Source organism: Paenibacillus sp. BGI2013 (assembly GCF_002843485.1).
In the GTDB taxonomy this organism is placed as follows: domain Bacteria; phylum Bacillota; class Bacilli; order Paenibacillales; family Paenibacillaceae; genus Paenibacillus; species Paenibacillus amylolyticus.
The window spans coordinates 72440-92193 of record NZ_PJFA01000015.1 but is presented as its reverse complement, the minus strand read 5'-3'; the positions used below and the strand labels follow the sequence as shown (position 1 = coordinate 92193).

19 protein-coding genes are annotated in these 19754 nt (G+C 41.6%); 1 reads left to right on the top strand and 18 read right to left on the bottom strand.

The features are described from left to right. Positions 1-53 precede the first annotated feature (53 nt). The 17 genes from CXK86_RS26985 to CXK86_RS26905 form a co-directional block, all read right to left on the bottom strand. Entirely contained in the window at positions 54-908 is an 855-nt protein-coding gene (locus CXK86_RS26985) for a carbohydrate ABC transporter permease (protein ID WP_076253899.1), read from the bottom strand. Continuing rightward, positions 892-1806: a carbohydrate ABC transporter permease gene (locus tag CXK86_RS26980; RefSeq protein WP_076253900.1), complete on the bottom strand. Its 915-nt coding sequence runs from the start codon at positions 1804-1806 to the stop codon at positions 892-894. Before CXK86_RS26980 ends, CXK86_RS26985 begins: the two co-directional genes overlap by 17 nt. 275 nt (positions 1807-2081) lie before the next feature. Then, positions 2082-2792: a beta/alpha barrel domain-containing protein gene (locus tag CXK86_RS26975; RefSeq protein ID WP_076253901.1), complete on the bottom strand. Its 711-nt coding sequence runs from the start codon at positions 2790-2792 to the stop codon at positions 2082-2084. Positions 2793-2822: 30 nt separating this feature from the next. Continuing rightward, entirely contained in the window at positions 2823-4118 is a 1296-nt protein-coding gene (locus CXK86_RS26970) for an ABC transporter substrate-binding protein (protein ID WP_101314855.1), read from the bottom strand. 103 nt (positions 4119-4221) lie between these two features. Then, positions 4222-4989, bottom strand: a complete 768-nt coding sequence (locus tag CXK86_RS26965) for a response regulator transcription factor (RefSeq protein WP_076253903.1) — start codon at positions 4987-4989, stop codon at positions 4222-4224. Between the two features lie 5 nt (positions 4990-4994). After that, the gene (locus tag CXK86_RS26960) at positions 4995-6818 is read right to left on the bottom strand and encodes a sensor histidine kinase (RefSeq protein WP_076253904.1); all 1824 of its coding nucleotides are present in this window, start codon (positions 6816-6818) and stop codon (positions 4995-4997) included. 242 nt (positions 6819-7060) lie between these two features. Then, positions 7061-7249, bottom strand: coding sequence for an aspartyl-phosphate phosphatase Spo0E family protein (locus CXK86_RS26955; protein ID WP_036616818.1), 189 nt, complete (start codon positions 7247-7249; stop codon positions 7061-7063). 250 nt (positions 7250-7499) lie between these two features. Then, positions 7500-7949, bottom strand: coding sequence for a hypothetical protein (locus CXK86_RS26950; protein WP_076253905.1), 450 nt, complete (start codon positions 7947-7949; stop codon positions 7500-7502). 4 nt (positions 7950-7953) lie between these two features. Next, complete coding sequence (locus tag CXK86_RS33085) at positions 7954-8448, bottom strand: MauE/DoxX family redox-associated membrane protein (protein ID WP_076253906.1); 495 nt, start codon at positions 8446-8448, stop codon at positions 7954-7956. Positions 8449-8465: 17 nt separating this feature from the next. Next, the gene (locus CXK86_RS26940; protein ID WP_143781312.1) at positions 8466-9125 is read right to left on the bottom strand and encodes a DUF6941 family protein; all 660 of its coding nucleotides are present in this window, start codon (positions 9123-9125) and stop codon (positions 8466-8468) included. A gap of 18 nt (positions 9126-9143) precedes the next feature. Continuing rightward, entirely contained in the window at positions 9144-9560 is a 417-nt protein-coding gene (locus CXK86_RS26935) for a peroxiredoxin family protein (protein WP_076253908.1), read from the bottom strand. Further along, positions 9550-11352, bottom strand: a complete 1803-nt coding sequence (locus CXK86_RS26930; protein WP_101314854.1) for an ABC transporter ATP-binding protein — start codon at positions 11350-11352, stop codon at positions 9550-9552. The genes CXK86_RS26935 and CXK86_RS26930 overlap by 11 nt, the downstream gene beginning before the upstream one ends. Continuing rightward, complete coding sequence (locus tag CXK86_RS26925) at positions 11349-11813, bottom strand: hypothetical protein (RefSeq protein WP_076253910.1); 465 nt, start codon at positions 11811-11813, stop codon at positions 11349-11351. Before CXK86_RS26925 ends, CXK86_RS26930 begins: the two co-directional genes overlap by 4 nt. After that, a complete protein-coding gene (locus tag CXK86_RS26920; protein ID WP_076253911.1) occupies positions 11806-13095 on the bottom strand; it encodes an ABC transporter substrate-binding protein in 1290 nt (429 codons plus the stop codon). The genes CXK86_RS26925 and CXK86_RS26920 overlap by 8 nt, the downstream gene beginning before the upstream one ends. Beyond that, positions 13067-14356 (bottom strand): extracellular solute-binding protein, encoded by a 1290-nt coding sequence (locus tag CXK86_RS26915; RefSeq protein WP_076253912.1) that lies wholly within the window; start codon positions 14354-14356, stop codon positions 13067-13069. The genes CXK86_RS26920 and CXK86_RS26915 overlap by 29 nt, the downstream gene beginning before the upstream one ends. Positions 14357-14648: 292 nt before the next feature. Next, on the bottom strand, positions 14649-15998 hold the full coding sequence (locus CXK86_RS26910) for a transcriptional regulator (protein WP_180361876.1): 1350 nt from the start codon (positions 15996-15998) through the stop codon (positions 14649-14651). Between the two features lie 249 nt (positions 15999-16247). Beyond that, on the bottom strand, positions 16248-17642 hold the full coding sequence (locus CXK86_RS26905; protein ID WP_076253914.1) for a helix-turn-helix domain-containing protein: 1395 nt from the start codon (positions 17640-17642) through the stop codon (positions 16248-16250). Between the two features lie 264 nt (positions 17643-17906). Between CXK86_RS26905 and CXK86_RS26900 the strand changes: the two genes are divergently transcribed. Further along, positions 17907-19031, top strand: coding sequence for an LLM class flavin-dependent oxidoreductase (locus tag CXK86_RS26900; RefSeq protein ID WP_076253915.1), 1125 nt, complete (start codon positions 17907-17909; stop codon positions 19029-19031). A 100-nt stretch (positions 19032-19131) separates the two neighbouring features. On the opposite strand, the gene CXK86_RS26895 is transcribed toward CXK86_RS26900, so the two are convergent. Next, positions 19132-19710 (bottom strand): TetR/AcrR family transcriptional regulator, encoded by a 579-nt coding sequence (locus tag CXK86_RS26895; RefSeq protein ID WP_076253916.1) that lies wholly within the window; start codon positions 19708-19710, stop codon positions 19132-19134. Positions 19711-19754: the final 44 nt, after the last annotated feature.

Below are 19754 nucleotides of genomic sequence, written 5' to 3'. Positions count from 1 at the left end.
TCCGTTCACGCAAATGTTGTCCCTCCTTCGTTCTATTGCACGTATTACACGGCTTACTCTTTCAGTCCCGTCATGGCAACCCCTTCAATGAAGCGCCGCTGTGCCAGGAAAAAAACAACTAATAGTGGCAAGGTTGCCATGACGGTGGCGCTCATCAGATATTGCCAGGCTGTACCCACTTCATCTGTAAACAGGGATAATCCAAGCGGCAGCGTCATTAGATCACGCGAGTTAATGAAGATCAACGGATCAAAAAACTCATTCCAGATCGTCACAAACGTGAAGATCGTCAGCGTAGCCATACCCGGCTTGGCAATGGGCAGCATAATTCGCGCATATATCCGGAATCGGTTGCAACCATCAATCATCGCCGCTTCTTCCAGTTCCGTTGGCACCGTAATGAAGAACTGCCGCATCACAAAGATGCCAAACACACCACCCGCGCCAAAGATCGGCAATAATATTAGCGGAAGATGGGTATCAATCCACCCCAGTTGCCGCATGAACAGAAACATCGGTATCGCCGTCACCTCATGGGGAATCATCATCGCACTCAGCAGGATGAGAAATACCACATTACGTCCTTTAAACGGAATTTTGGCGAATGCGTAACCGGCGAGGGAAGCAAAAAATACTGTTCCTAGCACAACCAACGCAGAAATGTAGATACTGTTCCAATAAAAACGGTGAAACGGAATCAATCGAAAGACATCGATGTAGTTCTGAAATCGGAATGGTTCCGGTATCCACTGCGGTGGATAGGTGAATATGCTCTGGGGTTCCTTGAATGATGTCGATATCATCCAAATAAATGGCACAATCATAATGAGGGAAATCAGAGTCAGCAACAAGTACGTCCCCAGAGTACTTCCTATCTTCCGCCCCGAAGGACTAGGCATCGCCTTCATTGAATACCCACCTCTTTCGGAGCTGCCATTGCAGCAGCGTCAGAATTAGCACGATAAAGAACAGTACATATGCGAGAGCAGAAGCATAACCAAACTGAAATAATTTGAATGCTTTTTCCCAGATATAATAAACCAATACCTTGGTGCTGTTGCTCGGCCCGCCCTGTGTCATCACATAGATCTGCCCGAATACTTTGAGTGAACCAATCACGGTCATGACTACGGTCAAAAACACGGTTGGCGTGATCATGGGCAGCGTGACGTGAAAGAAGGTTCCCCTTTTGCCCGCCCCGTCTAATGTTGCTGCTTCGTATAGTGAACGCGGTACCTGCTGAATCGCTGCAATGAACAGCACCATATTCAGACCGACATTTTTCAGCACACTTGTCACGATAATCGCTGGCATTGCCAAATCCGGATTGTAAAGCCAGGCCGGACCTTTGATGCCCAGCATCAACAGAAGCTGATTAATCAATCCAGACTCTGTCGCATACATCAGCTTCCACACGATGGCCCATACGATCAACGAGGTCATGACCGGAACAAAGATCGCTGTTCGGAAAATTCCGATACCCCGCAGATTTCTGGATAGCAGCAACGCGAGCAGTAGGGCGAGCACAATATTAAGCGGCACTAGCCCCGCTGTGAAATAAACCGTATTGGCAAGCACTTTCCAGAACATCGCGTCTGTCATAATATTCTGGTAATTATCCAATCCAATAAAATGATGATCCCCCAGCAGTGGCCAATCGGTCAGGCTCATGTATAACGCGAGACCCATGGGAAATAACAGCAGCAGGGTAAACCCAAGCACCATCGGCGATACAAACAGCCACCCCGCGATCTGGGCCTCTCTGGCGAGCGGCCCCCCTCTTTTGCGCTTGCGTGAATGGGTCAATCAGGCCTCCCCCTTTTAATCCAATTTCCTCCGAAGCTGAACTCTGCGACGATTCTATATAAGGTGAACTATACATTTACACAAGAACGTAGAGGACAGAAAAAACCTGAAGAAGCGAAGTGGTCGCCTAAAAGCTTTCTGGAAGAAAGCTGCATCGGAAGCATATGCTTATCCCCGGATTTCCCCTTTATATATGGGATTCAAAAAAATCTGGGGATAACAGCGATCGGAAGGTTGTTCTGGCATCGGAGTGGCAAGTGTAAATATTCTTTAGTTCAACTTATATAGTCCGAACGGTTCAGACTGTCCACCGCATTGCGGAACCCGTTCACAGCCCTTCGCAACTGCTCCTCCGTGTTGCCTGTCACGACCGCCCCAAGCATAATCGCTTTGACCCCGGTATTGCGCAGCACTCGAACATCCTCCGGCACCAGCTTTCGCTGGGAAGGAACCAATACCGGTACCTGGGCTTGCAAGACCAGACGGCGATACTTAAGCACATCCGCGAAGCTGAGCGGTGTACCATATTCTTTTCCAGGCACAATGGATGCCTCCAGAGCGGTGAAGCCGAAGTGCGCTGCCGATGTTACGAGGGAAGCATCATATTCTTCATTGATCGCAAACGTTGGGTCCAGCCCCAAGTCATTCAACATGAAGGATGGCAAGTGATGTGCATAGATGGAATAGAAGTCAAAACCCAGCCCGGAAAGCCCCTCCACATCCTCCCTTTGTGCTCCATCTATACTGCCAGAAGGTACGACCCCTACCGGACCACCAAACTCACTGCGGATCGCCCGAAACACCTCGGCGTACATGTCCAATGGACCAAAATGATTCCCGCTGGCGCGATGACCGACATTATAATGTACCTTCAGTGCATCAGCGCCCTCTTCCATAGCTGCCCGAGCCAAAGCAATATCATTCTCAGGCAGGCTGACCACCAGCGACAGCGGTTTCCGTTCAAGTAATTCTTTGAATTTGCCCATCGTTCTCACCTCCGGTTTCGATCGAATGATTTAGGGTTGCAACACGCTTTGGATCTCTTCCTGCATTTGTTTCAGGTTATCCTCAGCTGTCGCTGTCTTGGCAAACAGTCGGTCAAATCCCTGCAATACCGCATTGTCGATATCCTGCCAACGGATATCACCGGGAATTAAGCGCGCTTTTGGCATTTCATCAATGGCGGCCTGCACGATATGCTCTTTGCTCGGATTATTTGGCTGGAGAATGAATGCATCTGAGTTCAGAACAGAGGTACGCGGAGGTACAAAGTAGGTGGCTGTCGCCTGAATCCCCTGCTCACTGGCAAAATACTTCAACAGTTTCTTCGTTTCCTCTGGATGTTTGCTGTCGTTGAACATGGCATATCCGGCCTGCCCCAGCATCGGCACACTGCCTTGAGAACCGGAAGGCATAGGAGCGATGCTCCATTCAAAATCCGTAATTTCTCTTGCTTTGGAAACATAGCTGTAATTATCAAAGAACATGCCCACATTACCCGCATCGAAGCTGACTTGCTCACCCGCCTTCGGGTGTGATTCATCAGTGAACATCATGCGTTCCAGCAATTCAAGGGTCTGTACGCCATAGGCATCGTTCCAGGTGAACGTTGTCATGCCTTCGTCGAATGGACCGCTTCCATTGGACCAGGAATAGGAGGAAAGCACCGCCCAGGTCTTCCAGTCGCGAAAAAAGTTGGCACCATAGACTCGGTTGGTCGCATCCTTGCTGGTAATGGCTTTGGCGGACTCTTCGAACTGTTCCCATGTCCATTGTCCTTGGGTGGCAAGTGTGTTTGGATCAGTCAGGCCGGCCTTGTCGAACAGCGTTTTATTGTAAAACATGACCACCGGAGGTGTAGAAAAAGGTAGTCCCAGCAGTTCATCGCCATCACGGAACAAATCCAATGTACTTGGAATATAATCATCCAGCTTAAACTGTGCATCATCCTTGAACTCGGATACATCAGCCAGAATGTGATTGGACTTGAATTGCGGCACCATTCGCTCCGATACCCATGCGAGATCGGGAAGAGAGCCTCCGGCAGCAAGCACCGAGATTTTTTGCTGGTATTCTGCGAAAGGTACGGATTCCATCGTTACTTTGATACCTGGATTTTCCTTTGTGAAGTCATCAATCAACTTGTTGTATACATCCATATGCGCCTGATTGCCCCACATCATGAACTTCAGCTCGACCTCTCCATTCTCTCCGCTTGAACTGCCAGATTCACTGCCGGAATTGGAGCTTGTGCACGCGATTGAAGCCATCATCATGAGTATAAACACCAGTATCAGTCCTGCTTTTTTCATGGAAATCCCCCTTATGGACGTCGTGGTATACATGTGCAACCAAAGTATAACGAAAGCGTCGTTCCCCCTAAAATCACGTCAACTACAGAAATGGTATGGTTTTTCAAGAGATACTGAATCGGTCTCGATATTCTCCCGCGGTCCATCCCACCTGCTGCTTGAACACCAACATGAAGTGTTTGGGGCTCTGATGCCCGGATAACCGTGCCACATCATAGATTTTGAGACCCGTGTTGATCAGCAACCACTTGGCCCGCTCCATACGTGCCTCCGTGATGTATTCGGAATAATTGATGCCTATTTCATTCTTGAACAACTGGCTTAAATAAGTAGGGTTCAAGTTAACAAGATCTGCTATCGTCTGAAGTCGCAGATCTCCATCGGGATGTTGCTTGATGTGCTCCTTCACATCTCGGATAATCTTCCGTGTATCTCCAGCAGCGTGTTCTGTTTTCCCAGATGGCTCAGGGATAGAAAGGGTTGAAATACCGTATCTGCGATCCAGTAGCAATTGAATCTTTTGTATGCATAATGCCAGTTCATAACGATCGATTGGTTTCAACAGGTAGTTCAACACTCCAAACCCCATCGCTCTGCGTGCATATTCAAACTCGCCGTAGCCGCTAATGATGAGCATTAACAATTCAGGGTACATGTCTCTGGCTTTGCTTACCAAAGTTAGTCCGTCCATTTCACGCATGCGGATATCCGTGATTAACACGTCCGGCACCTCACATCTCAGAAAATCTAGCGCCTCGGTACCGCTCGATGCTTCGCCCGTTACCTGAAACTGAGAAGACACTTGTACGATCAGTTCCCTCAGTCCCTGACGGATGACTGTCTCATCCTCTACAAGCAATACTTTATACATGCGCTTCAATCCCCTTTCGGTAGAAGTTGAATGGATATCGTGACCACCAGTCCCTGCCCGGGACTTCCATCAATGCTTAGGCTGCCGCCTTCTCCATACATGAGGCGAAGCCTCTGAGCGATATTGTTAAGCCCCAAACTGTCCCCGGCATGGCAACGTAATGCCTCATTGGAAGGCTGTTTTGATATGGACTCATTTAACTCGTCAATCTTTGCCTGAGTCATACCCTTACCGTTGTCTCGCACGCTAATCAGCAGCTCATGATCAAATTTCAAGGCAGATACCCAGATTACTCCTCCATTTTCCTGCCCTTCAATGCCATGGTAGACTGCATTCTCCACCAGCGGTTGCAGTACCAGCTTGGGAATCAAATACTCCGTTATCCCTTCTTCGATGTCATAGATAATCTCTAACTTGCCGTCGTAACGTACCTGCTGAATGCGTACATAGGATTGTACAAAAGCAAGTTCTTCCCCAAATGGAACCATCCGGTCCACCTTATCAATCGTATAGCGCAGCAGCTTGCCAAGCGCCGTCACCATGTCCGACACCTCAGCATGCTTCTGGCGAATGGCCATCATGTTAATGGACTCCAGCGTGTTGTATATAAAATGGGGATTCATCTGGCTTTGTAACGCTGACAACTCTGCCTCCCGCTCTTGAATGCCCAGCAGAAACACCTCATTGAACAGTCGATGAATCTCTTCCATCATTCGGTTAAAGCCCCGGCTTATCTGCCCGAATTCATCACTGCTGAAGTATGCTACACGCTGGCTAAAATCTCCCTGCTCCACCCGAATCATGTGGTGCTTCAGTCGAATCAGTGGCCGGGTGATGCGATAGGATAAAAGAACCGCCAGAATCGCTATACCCGCCATACACAACACTGCGAACCATATTGTGAAGGTGAGCATCTCACCCGACTCCTTTTGAATCACAGCAATAGGTGTAAGACTGATCACCGAAAGCCCAGAATAGCTGGAATGGTGTTGTACATAGAGATAGGGCTGCCCATCCAGAACAACTTTTTGGTTTCCTGCATAGCTTTGAAGCTGTCCCTGCATTAGCAACTGGTCGTACGCAGACATTCCTCCGATTGAGGTCCGTTCGAACAGCAGACGCTGCTTGCTGTCTACAATCATCAGGCTTGCATCTTGCTCATAATTCAGATTGGATAACAGTTGACCGAAGGCCTCCAGACGGATGTCAATCAAAATGTAACCCAATCGCTGGAGCGTTCCCGGATCTCGAAGCACTCTGCCCACCGATATATACGATTCTTGCTGACCGCCCGTGTAATAGCCGGGTTCATGCGGAGGAAGCAGGCGCCATGTCCCTTCGGAGTCGTTAAGTTCTGTAAACCAGTCATCCTGCCTGCTGTCCCATACCGGCTTGACCGCCAGTGAATCGAGATTGGAGAACAAAATGCCGCTGTTGCTGATCAGGTGAATTCCCCGAATCTCGGGCCGGTCATAAGCTTGACCCGATGTGTAAAGCTTCATTTTCAGATAATCCTCCGACCTCGCCCATGTTCCCGACCCCATTGAAGCGTTGTATTTCCCTAGAATGCCAAGCACCATCTGATCGTAAAGCGGCAAGAGCGACAACCGCTCAAAGTCCTTCAGCAACCGATTCAGATTGGCGTTAATCTGGCGAACCAGTTCAATGGTGAACTGCTCGGTCTTGCGATCCATCGTCTGCGAGAAATGCTTGTAGTTCATCACTCCCTGTAAACTTAGCGGCAGCAACGTCAGCGCCAGGAACAACAGGAGCAACTTGGTGCGCAGGTTTACGTTTTTTCCGAAAAAAATGCGTACCTTGTCCATCATTTCCGTTCAACCCTCCCTCTCCCGATCATTGTATGAGCCCCCTTCGCAGATCAATCTGGATATAACTGGTGTCATCATATCCAGTTTTAATGATCATCCGCTATCCTGCCAATCCTGGAATTGGTACGGAATTTCAAGTTATCCGCATAGGTTTCAGGGTGAACGCCAAAAAGCCGACTGTATCGCTACAGTCGACTACGCTATTTCTTTAGAACACTAATTAGACCAAAAAACCGACTGCATTATGCAATCGGTTGTCTGTTCCTGAGATGGCTTTTATATTTGAATCGATTATATTCATTAATAAGCTCGTCCAGTACCATGGACTGTCGGAGGACTTTGTTGTCCTGCATGCCATGATTCTCCGCCAAACGACTCAACTCTTGCCTGTTCCGTTCGATTTTATCTGTGATCTGTACCGGTTCACTCACAGCATGCACCCCCTCTTTGTATAACATTTTAGGATACATTGCCAAAAAATTTATATTATATTCCTTTGCAGAATAAAATGATTGTTTACAAAGGTAGTTTTCATAAAACAAGCTTGTTACATTAACCCTTTAAAAATAGCTATAACTACAATATGTAGATATGTACTGCTTCATTCGCCTACATATCGAGTTTATGGGGGATCAGTTGCTTAACGATCAGTTTATTACATATTTTCTGTAGAAATAATCATTATCGTGCAACAGAAATTATACTTGACTGTTCACCTAATAATTGAAAATCAATATATTCTCTCAACTCGTATATGATTGTATATCTGTCTTTCTTCATTGAAGGTTCGCGAATCACAATAAAAGAATCCTTCATGAGTCTTAAGGACGGAATATCGATTACTGGAGCATGCAAAACTCTTACACTCCATTTCTTAAACTTAACCTTATACAACCATTCTGGGCCATTAAATATAATCACCCAGTCCGAAGGCAACGAAGCAATGTGGTCTTCAATCTTAATAAGGTCCGCTGTATTTAGGAATAGTAAACCATTTAATTTTTGATCAAACACGCTGTTCCCTACTTGCTCAAAACTCTTTTTAAAAAAAGAATACTTTTTGTGTCTACTGATCAAAATCATATAATAATTGATCGCGCACAATAAAATCACTATAAGAAAAATCAACACTGTACTACCCCTCCTTTCTAACTTCTTGAAATTGACGTATGTTTTCTAACACTAATGTTACCAACAGAACAATGGAAAAAACTAGAAAAGAACGGAACCAATCAACCACATAAACTTTGTGAATAAAAGAACTTAAAGTAACAATCAAGATAAAAATTATATTCCTCTGTATTGGAAAACTACTGAGTAGATGATTCTTTCCATAACAGGAACATTCCTTTGAAAAGCCATCTTTTCTGATAGTCAATATGGTAAGAACAATTAAAAAAGAAATCCCAAGGCACTCTTTAAAAACTTCTATATTAATTGGTAATAAAAAGAGAATAGAGAGTGCGAACTCCGCACTCAAAATCAGAATGGGTAATAGTCGAAAATTGCTTAATTTCAATATCTTGTATCCGCGTACTTCATATTTAAAATTCCCGAAAGATATGACCTTGGCTACAAAAGAGGAAAAGAAAATAAAAGAAAGTATGACATCTAGGATAAATCTAAACATTGTAAGATTCCCCCTTCTTAACAAGAAATATCAACGAGATCGATATTAATGGGGTAACTTGATTTCAGTTCACCATCCACAATACATTCAATAAAAATATTATCATCTTTCTCCATTAAAATTTTAAAATCAAAATATTGGTCTACACCAGGAACCATGTTTCGTTCCCTATAATTCCTGTGTATATGCATAGTGGTTCCTAAAATCTCGTGAGCGGAATTGATAATTCTTAGCTCGGTCTGCACAGTATTAAACTCAGGGAGACCTGCGATCTTTATGAGGCATGAGAATTTGATGATAAATGGATAAGTAGGAACCTCAATCCTGTTTATAATCCCCCCCAGAACAAATTTATTATTATTTATATGTATCTTGTCACAAATAAGCATATTAACCCACAAATTAATTCCTCCTAGCAAAAAAGAGGGTGAATGTATATCCCCCTCTTTTAAAAATCTCAGATTAATTGCAGCAGCCCGCTTTAATAGTGCAAATTGATTCTGTAGTTGTACCATTGCTTTGTTTGCAGAATTGTTTCTTGTCTGCATACAATGTTTTGGTATAAATGGTAGAACCAGATTGACAACTTCCTGTAGTACAATAGGTTTGCAGATCAACCAGACCCGCAGCCGTTCCGCTAGAACATCCACATGCCATTGTTTTTCACCTCCTTTCATGAGACACATATATTACTTCTAGGTTATGGATCTATAAATCCGAAGAACATCTTCAGTGTTGTAGACTACAGTAGAAGAGTGAATCGTTCTGTAAGCATCGGCGATCATCATGTAAGGCTGCATTGTAACATCAAAGTGTTTATGCATTTCCAACTTCTCCATCTCTACTACTGGGAAGGTCCACTGAAAATAATCAACCATTTCCTTGTGATCTTCTTGTGAACCCGAAGAGATTAAAACGATATCGATAGCAGGATATTTTTCTTTAATTTCGTTGAGGCAAGGAATCAGATCTATACAGTAAACACAATGAAGGGTTATAAAAAAATATGCAGTTAACTTTTGTGGAGCAATTTTAAACTCTGATCCATCCCAATTAAAAAAAATTTCATCCTGCAAATGATCCCTAAGTTTTTTATGAGTATCAGACCGCATAATTTGGTTGCACCTCATCTTCATACCATTCTTTTTGTGTTTTCCACATCATGTAATATGATTTCTTCAGCAGCATTAACTCCTCATGAGTTCCGAACTCCGTGACTTTTCCCTTCTCCATAAGCACAATTTTGTCGGCGTGTTTGGCTATCCCCACTCTGTGAGATATAATAATGGAGGTAGTTGATTTACAAAGTTCTAGAATATCTTTGAATATTAAATATTCTGTCATTGGGTCCAATGATGCTGTTGGTTCATCAAAAATAATGAGATCGGCATTTTCTTTTGCATAAAACCTAGATAGGGCTACTCGTTGCCACTGACCACCTGATAGATTAATTGCATCTGAATCCATGTAACCTAGTTTAGTATCCAGCCCGTTTGTGAATTTGTCGTAAATACCTAATCTCTTAAAAATTGCTATCATCTTTTGGTCGTTATTATTCATATTTTGAATATCACCCATTCCAGCGTTTTCTCTTAATGTCATGTGATACTTCATAAAATCCTGAAATACAACAACCGTGCGTTGCCTGTAATCATCCATATCCAATTCACTAATTGGAATACCATCGTAGAAAACTTGTTGCCGATTAGCTTCATATAATCCCAACAGCAGTTTAATAAATGTTGACTTACCAGAACCGTTCTCTCCAAGAATGGCTATTGTTTCTCCTCTTTTTATCTCAATACTAAGATTATCTACTGCATTCATGGTGCTATTTGGATAACAAAATGAGATATTCCTTACAGATATGCTGTCCTGAAAAACAAAGGGCTTACCTTCATTATTCTCATCAGAAATTAGTTCTGCTTTGGCTTGTTCCTTACCCACCTCTTCTGCACGATTCATATAACGATAATTCTCTATCAAACGAGAAGCATCTTGCATTAACAGGGAGATATTCATGATCGTAACAGACACTGCCATCGTTACGGCTACGTAGTCACCAATAGTCATTGTACTGTTTCTAATTTGTGAGGCGACCATAAACATAATCAATGCTGTGCTAACCACAGTAACCATCTCGCTGCGTAGATTTGTAGTAACATTTAACTTTTCTAGCGATACCTTTTGTTTATCTATATACTCCTTTTCTTCTTTCCACTTCGTTTTCAAAAAGGAGTAACTATTATATGCAGAGATTTCTTTCTGGGCTTCTGCACCCGTAATCAAATTAAAATAATATTGATACTTTACTGAACCAGACTCTATTTTTTCGTTTAATGTAGTTCTTTTATTCACACTTTTGTAGTAAAGCAACCCTTTAATTACACCAACACTTACCGCAATTAGAGCAAATATAGTTAACGTAGATCCAAGAAAGTGCAAGCCTAGCACTAAGGTAATAATTCTTAGCAAGAGTTGGTTGCAAAGAAGGAACATTTCATATGTTCTGCCTGATGCAAATCTTAGAAAAGAAAAATTTGCATTAAATGCTGGGTTTTCCTTGCTGGTTAAGTCCATCTTAGATATTTTATGAATTAACGTCTCATCAGTATGATTACTGTATTCTATCTGTAGCTTACTATTTCTAGAAGAGGATATTGCTTGTAAATATAGATTTAATAACTGTATCCCCAACAGAATGAGAATGTTAACAACGAAATAAGAGTTATTTTTTTCAAATATTTGATCCACTACTTGTTTTGAAATCAATATGCTTAAATATGATTCGAAAGCTCCATATAAAATAATGGCTATAATTATTATGGAGGAAACGGGATCAAAACGAATCAGCTTCATGAAGGCCTTAAGTGTTACAATTGTAATTTCCCAAAATGATTTCATAATTTATTGTTGGTTGATACCCGCATGAGCGGTGACAAGAGATTTCCAATATGCTCTTCGTGATTGCAGACACCGGCAGTGACAACCTGTCCAATCTTGTTTACTACGAGTTGAAAGGGAGCAACTTTCACAAAGAGTTCTTTTTCTATTTTGGCTAAATCACAGTAGTAATATCGAACCTTTTTTTCATTAAAATATTCTTCGTCTTCCCGTGTTGGACCCTCATAAAAAATTGCATAGTCAAAATCAGGATAATTCTCTATCGTTTTTTTTATAGGGTTAATATCACAAGCTTCGCAACCACCACTTAAAAAAAAGAGAGCACTACCCTGACGGGATTTATAAATCCAAGACAAGTCCACTGGAACTTCATTCTGAAAAAGCTGAATTTGCTTAGGGACGTAATCTCCAACTTCATAAGAGGTAGTTGAACTTTTCAGGAACCTTCTGTGATCACTCATTCTTTAACCTCTCCTCACGATAAATATTACTCCCCTGAGTAACGATTTCTTCATAAACCTGATCTGCACTTTTTGCATCAGCCACACCGGATTCTAAAACTGATTTCAGCATTTCGCTAAATTTCCCTTGGAATTCCTGGGAGAGGTCATCGTAATAGCCTCTTCTTGTATCAACTCTTTTATTGATTAAATTGCTGATATCAATCCCGCCATAACTTCCTATCCTAGATTTCAGGGTTGATGTGTTCCCTATGAAATCTTGCGATTGAAGATGCTCCACAGAATCCTCACTCATTAAGTAACTGATAATTTTCCATACATCTTCTTTGTTTGCTGATTCTTTGTTTATGGAAAGCACCTGATTAAATTGCAAACCTGAGCTCATATCAGCATTCAGCGGATCACTCGGATAACTTATAAGCCCCCATGAAAAATCACCTTTTTGTTGTAGTTTTGAAATAGTACTGATATTGGAAGATAACATAGCTGATTCACCTTCTAAAAATTTTTCTCCAGTACTCTCAATTAAACTCCCTTGCTTCATCAAATTAATCACTAGCTCAATCATCGGTAGCCAATCTTTCTTAGTAAAGATAAGTTCTTTTTTTTGATCGTCCAGTAACCGAATTTTATTCGTTCCAATAATTGTCATAATCATATGTTGAGGAGCGGCCTCTCCGCCTTCAAATCCGAATCTGTCATCATCTGCAAATCGGTTGGAAAGGGACAAAAGCTCTTCCCAACTCATTTGGTCTGTTGGATAGTCTATTTGTACAGAATCAAATAAATCCTTGTTGTAAAAAATACCTGAAACGACAACTTGAGGAGAAAGACCCATAAGATCTCCTGATTCGTTAGAGAATACCTCCTTCATTTGATCGTAATAATCATCAATTTTTATATTTTTGGAATCTTGCACATAAGGACTCATGCTCTCTATACGATCCGAATCACGTAAATCTCGGAACGTTGGCAGATAAGAAATAATAAGGTCGGGATGATTATTTTCAAAAAAGCTTTCGTCTTCATATAAGTTATCATTGTTAGATGAAACAACGTTAAAGGTTAAACCCGGAAACTTACTCATGATATGATTTCCGTAGTATTGATAAAATGTCTCCTCGCTCTGAGGAGTAAGGACAGTGAGTTCCTTATTCATTACGGGTTCGCTTTTTTTATCGACAGACTCACCAAGTAAATCACAACCCGTCAGTATGCTGAGCATTAGTCCCATCCATAACACAGCAAATATATTACTTTTGTTCTGTTGTATATAGTACATGTCTTAATTCCTCCTGCATTTTATCAATAATCGAATTCAGAGAATCTGGGTTTACAATTGCACTTTGTATGCCATCGTTCACAACCTGATCTGTCTTTTGCTTTAATTCCCTATTTAAAGATACTCTTTCCATAAGTATATTGACTGCTGGATTCAACACATAAAAGACATCTTGATCTGTTTCTGGCTTCAGTTTTCTTATAGGAGTGGTGAATTTATCAATGCTTGAATTAAAGCGCATTTCTGCAGTTCTTTTATTGTTCAGTTGCTTCCAAACTTCAGAAGATGTAGCATAGTCTTGAGAGTTGGTGCTTATTCCGCTCATGATTGGATATGTTATGGTGGTACTGACATCTGAATTCTCCGTACCCACGGGTTCGGTTACAACACCCCAATTCAACTCCGGATTCATACTCTGGATTTGCTTCATAAAATAAGGCGTTTCTAAAATCATCGCGACTTTTCCTTGACTGAATAAGTCAATTGGGATACCTCCGTTGTCATCCATTCCCCCGCTTGAATATGCAGCGACTACATCAGCAATCAAGCCTTTCCAAGAATCCGTTCCAAAATGGACTTCTTGCCGTGAAGCATCATACCACCTACGTTTATCTGCCTTGCCCATTTCGATTAAAAGATCAGCATAATCATAATAGGGAGTATAAAGACCTTTGAGGTCAGAGTTACCAGAGAAACGCTGGGCCAATAACAACAACTCACGCCAGGTCATTCTGTCTGACGGTTCAGCTATCCCATTTTTTTCAAATAAATCCTTGTTATAAAATAAAGCCTGTGCCGTCATGGATTGAGGAAAAGCATATATTTTCCCGCCTCCGATTTCGTTAAGTAGTGCGAGTAAATTGTCATCTATTCCTGCAGTGAATTCTTCCTCTGTAAGAAAGACGTTGAGTTCCTTCAACAAATTCTCATTTTGTAACTCTGGAAAAGCCTCGGACGGAAAAAACAAAATATCTGGATTCTCCGTTTTAATAATGTCTATGTATTTTTTGATATCCCAATCACGGTCTCCAGCGGGAACATATTTCATAGCATCCCAAATTCCTTCTCCCATGGTACTCTTGTATTCTATTACTTCGATGTTGGTATTGCTAAATTGCTCATCAATTACACTCCCATAGTCTCGTTTAAAATCAACATAAGAACTATACATAATTTTAATCGTTTTATTTTCTGTTCTTTCCTTGTTGCTACAAGATGTTGTTATAAGAACAATTGCTATTAGCAAAATAATTTTTTTCATTAAATTTATCCTCCTACTGTTTCTCAGGAAATACCAAAACAATGATCTATTCCCAACCCTAGACATTTGTTTTTTCGATAATAATGGTTGATAAAACAAAAAATACATATTTTATTTAATAAATTAAATAATAACCTTTTATAGAAATATACTCCTTTTTGCGCAATTTCGAAAAATCAATTTTTCGGAAAACTAATTTTTCGGAAAACTAATTTAAATTTTTTGAATTGATTCTCTATATAGCAAGCAAAACACAATTTGTTGTTGTTACCCAAAAATACACATAAGGATTTTATTGTAATATGTGTTTGTATTTTTTTCTTATTTCTGCAGAAGCAAACGTTCTGTACTCACCAAACAAACTCACACATTTAATTAAAACCGAGTCATTATTGATAAATTTCGAGATTTCTATACTTCTTATTAATGAAATCATACCCGAATTATAATTGCTCCTACTTAAATGATATACGGCCAGTTCATAGAAAAAACCAACCAGAATAGTACCCCAACTTAGTTTAGAATAATTACGATTCGAATCTATATTAAGAGATTCGAATCGATCCTTATATTTCCTAAGCACAAAATTAATATCAAATTTGAATCGGTTTGCAGCCTGAAATATATTAAATAAGGCAATTACAAGTTCTTCCTCATCACCTTCAACATACTCTATGTAATTCTGCAGACCTTTGTTTTGCCCCATCTTTAACTTGAATAAATACGTATTTAATTCACTCCATTTTTTGAATTTATCTATAAATAAGATATCTTCCTCTGTTGGATAAGGCACCGCCAATTGATAATAATTACGTGTACACTGCAAAGCTTCTTTATATTTTCCAATTCTAGAATAACATGAAGCTCTCATAAGCAATGAATATCCTGTATATACATATATAGGATATTTGCAAATTCTTTTACCATCAATTTCACCTTGATTTTTATAGCTTTTCATTACTTTAGATAATTTCTCCAATTTCAGAGTTAACGGGTACAACCTATCAAAATCATGCAAAGCCGAATATAACTCCCCTAAATCTTTGAGTGCATCAAGCTTATACTCTTCCTCCAATCGATCAACAAAGGGTTCAAATCGAGCAGCAGCACGCTCAGAGGCTTTCTGATCACTGCAGCAGCTGAGCAAAAACATACGATACTGACATAAAGCCAAGCGTTCAGAGTGCTGATATTTCTCACCATCTGCAACATATCCGTATAAAACGAAAGCCGCTGACTTCATGTCTTTGTTATACATATTTTCAGCTACTTTAAACAATTTAGAAGTATATGTACGATCTTCAGTCACTTCTATAACTACTTTCTTTATACAATCAAGTTTATTTAGTTCCGCACAACGATAAAGGAAGGGTTCCAAACGCCTCCAATCTGGTGCTGTTTTCACTAGAAACTCTACAGCATACATTTCATAAAAATATCCCTTTTCGAGCCCCATACCAGCAGTAATCTGATCCAATTGATTCATTGCAATAGGTCTGGTTCCATTAATAATGGCACTTATCGTGCCAACATTAACACTGCAAACATTAGCGAACTGCTGAAGCTTATAACCCTGTTGTTCTATGTAATCTTCTATATGTGAGCTTATCGTAGGTGTAAGGATCACTTCTTTTACCCCCATATTTGTATATATGTATCTTCATAATTCAATAAATGTAATTTTAATCCTCTATTTAACAATCGTCAAACATTAAATACAAAAAAATGTTCTATTTCCAGATAAGGAAATAGAACATTGGATAATAACAATATATGTCGAAGTTCGTTTATTCATATAAAATCTTTTTAATATCCACCCGTACCGTGACTAAAAAAAGAATTTAATATAGATTCCACACCGCTATTAATCCCAGAGAACAACAGACATGAACTACAAAGCATTACTACTAACATTGCTTTTTTTAGCATATCGACCATAGACCTCCTTGATAATACTTTTGTACTTTAACATTACTGATTCGGTCGCTTGCGCTCTGTACTCTTCAAATAAACCCACACAATATATTATTGTAGAATCATCTTTGATTTTATGAGCAGATGTTAAACAAGTTAATAGACTTCTAAATCCTTCTTCATATCGTTCCTTAGACAACTGATAAAAAGCTAATTCCGCCCAAAATTTAGTGTACCTATCATCCTTAATTTGAGTAATATAGCTACTTTCGTCATAATGATCCTCAAATAACATATTAATATATAGATTGAATCTTCTAAGAGCGTGGTCTACATTCAGATTGTATAAATTGGCAGCTTCCATAATCTTAACTAACCCAAGTAAGGTTTCATTATCGTTATCTTCAATAAAATCTAAATAAGTATTTAGTGCGTCGTAATCACCCATCATCAATTTATAGAGATAGGTATTAACTTCAGCCCAACCTTGAAACCGCTTAATAAATATAAGATCCTCTGAAGTAGGTTTTTCAATTTCAAAATTCGTATATTGAGCGGTCTGATCCAAGGCCTTTTGGTAATCCCTACGCTCACCCCACACATTAGACATCAATAAATAAGCATAAGATTTATAGGTGAATAAAGGATGTTTGGAAGTCCTCTGTTGATCCAAACCCCTTTTCTTTTTTTTGTATTGTTCTAAAAATTCTACTCGTTGTTCCAGTTCACCGGCTAATTGAAATACCTTATCCCAATAACACAACCCACTATATGTATTAGCCAGCTCCCTAATCGCATCCAGCTGCCTCTCCTCATCCAGCCGATTAATATATGGCTCAAAGTGCACAGCGGCCCGCAGGTTATCATGTTGATTCTGACCAAGCGAGAGGGTGAAGATGCGATACTGGCACAGAGCCAGACGTTCCGAATGTTGGTATTTCTCACACTCCGACACACATTCGTACAACATCCGTGCAGCCTTCGTCTGTCCACGTTCAAGCATGCCTTCCGCCATCTCGAACAACTCGGAGATATACGAGCGATCATCCGTCACTTCCTGGATAACTTTATGAATACATTCCAGCTTGTCCAATTCAGCACAGCGTTGCAGGAAAGGTTCCAGTCTCCTCCAATGAGGTGCCGATTCCACGAAACATTCAGCCCCATAAATCTCGTAGAAATACCCCTCTTCCAGCTTCATGCCTTGGGTAATCAGATCCAGTTGCGCCATAGCGATGGGCCGAGTCCCCTTAATAATTGCGCTAAGCGTTCCAGCGTTAACTCCCGATATATCGGCAAAATACTGCAGGGTGTACCCCTGTTTCCTGATGTAGTCCTCAATATATGAGCGTATCGTAGTTGTAGGTTCCATGTATCCCACCTCCACAATGAAAATCCATAATTTTGAATTTATATGATAAGCACAATTTTAATCCTAAATTTTACAGCGGTCAATAAAAATCGTGGCAATTTCCTTCACATTTATGCAAGGAGGTCTCGCTGTTCCCGCTTATAGAAAAAATCCATTAGAAGAATCCGTGAGAACGTGATACATTTAATTCAACTTACATATCCTACTATTTCAATAGGATTATACGACACAGATACTATCAATTCAGTTCGAGGAGAAGGTCAGATGAAATTTGCCTTGTTTAGTCTCATGATGAATCTGCCTAATGCCGTAACCGGGGAAGCTCTGACAACTCAGCAGAAATTCCATAATATATTAGAGCAAGCAAAGCTGGCTGAACGACTGGGTTTCGATGCCTATGGAATCGGTGAACGACACGGTGCGCCGTTTCTATCTTCCTCGCCACCTGTCGTATTAACGGCAATAGCCGCAGCAACCACACGCATTCGGTTACTAACTACCGTCACTGTTCTTAGTATACTTGATCCAGTCCGGGTTGCCGAGGATTATGCCACGTTGGATCAATTATCGGGCGGACGGCTGGAGATGATCATCGGGAAAGGCAATGACCCTCGGCACTATCCGCTGTTTGGCATAAGCGAAGAGGAACAATGGGACTCACTCGATGAACGCTACCATCTGCTAAAAAGGCTTTGGTCTGAAGAGAATGTAACCTGGCAGGGAACGTATCGCCCTCCGCTTGATGGAGTGACCACGTGGCCCAGGCCGCTTCAGCAATCCATCCCCATCTGGCATGGTAGCGCGTCGAGCACGGTCTCGACCGAACTCGCTGCTAAATATGGCGAGCCGCTCTTTACGTCGAATTCTTTTCATCCGCAAGCCAAATACAAAGCGTTAATTGATCATTATCGGGAACGACTCGATTATTATGGTCATGATCCGCAGCAAGCAGTGATTGGCTCTGGTGCCGGCAGTCTCTATCTTGCGGATACGGGCGAAGAAGCCATTCGCCGCTATAAGCCATATTATGAAGCGTTCCATGCCACCGCCGCCGCACAACATAACCAATCGCCCTTCACCGATCTGGAGGATAACATTGCACGAGGCCCTGCGTTAATCGGCAGTCCGGAGCAGGTCATTGAGAAAATTCTGGACTACCATGCCGCTTACGGACATCAGGTGCTGAGTATCAGCGTAGATGGACTGACCCATAGCGAGCAGTTGGAGCAAGTGGAGCGTTTTGCCAAGGAAGTTGCCCCTGTATTACGCCGCGAACTGCCCAGTTCGGTATGGAATGAACCCCCGGTGTTAACCCAGCACTCATCCTTCCTTTCCTCTAATGCTACAGATTCGTGGCCCACAGCCATCTCACCTATATTCCAGGTCTAACAATCTCCCACGTACAATATACATGTGCTCCTTCCAGGGTGATTCCTACGAATCGCCCTCTTCCCTCTTACTCCCACTTGTATCGCGACTATCCCTATATCTACTTGGACTGAATGCCTTCCAACAATGAACGAAGCATCACATCTACAAACGCATCATCCATCGCTTCCCCCGTCACTAACATACGATAGAACACCGGCCCATAGATCAGATCAATATATAATCCAATGTCCGTCCCACTCATTAATTCGCCGCGCTCCACACCCTTCTCCAGAATTCCCCGAGCTTCACGCCGACGTGGTTGGATGTACCTTGTACGGTATTCTTCGGCGAGCCCTGCATCCGACTGCCCTTCCCCAATAATCTGTGTAATCACTTTTCCTTCCCGACTGGTCAAAAAACGAACCAGATTACTCGCATGTATGCGTATATCCTCCAATACCGAGCCTGTATCCGGCACTGGCAATCTTGCCGTTGCAGCAGACATATATCCGTCCATGATGACAGCGCCTTTATTCGGCCACCATTTGTAGATAGTGGCTTTGCTCACCTGTGCACGTTCAGCAATCTTCTCGATTGTAACTGCCCCGAATCCGTGCTCCAACAACAACTCATACGATGCTGTAAGAATGGCATTCTGGGTTTCCATGTTACGCGGACGTCCTCTTTTGGCAGTCATCTTGAACCCTCCTGGATGTATAAAATATATTTAATCATCAGTAT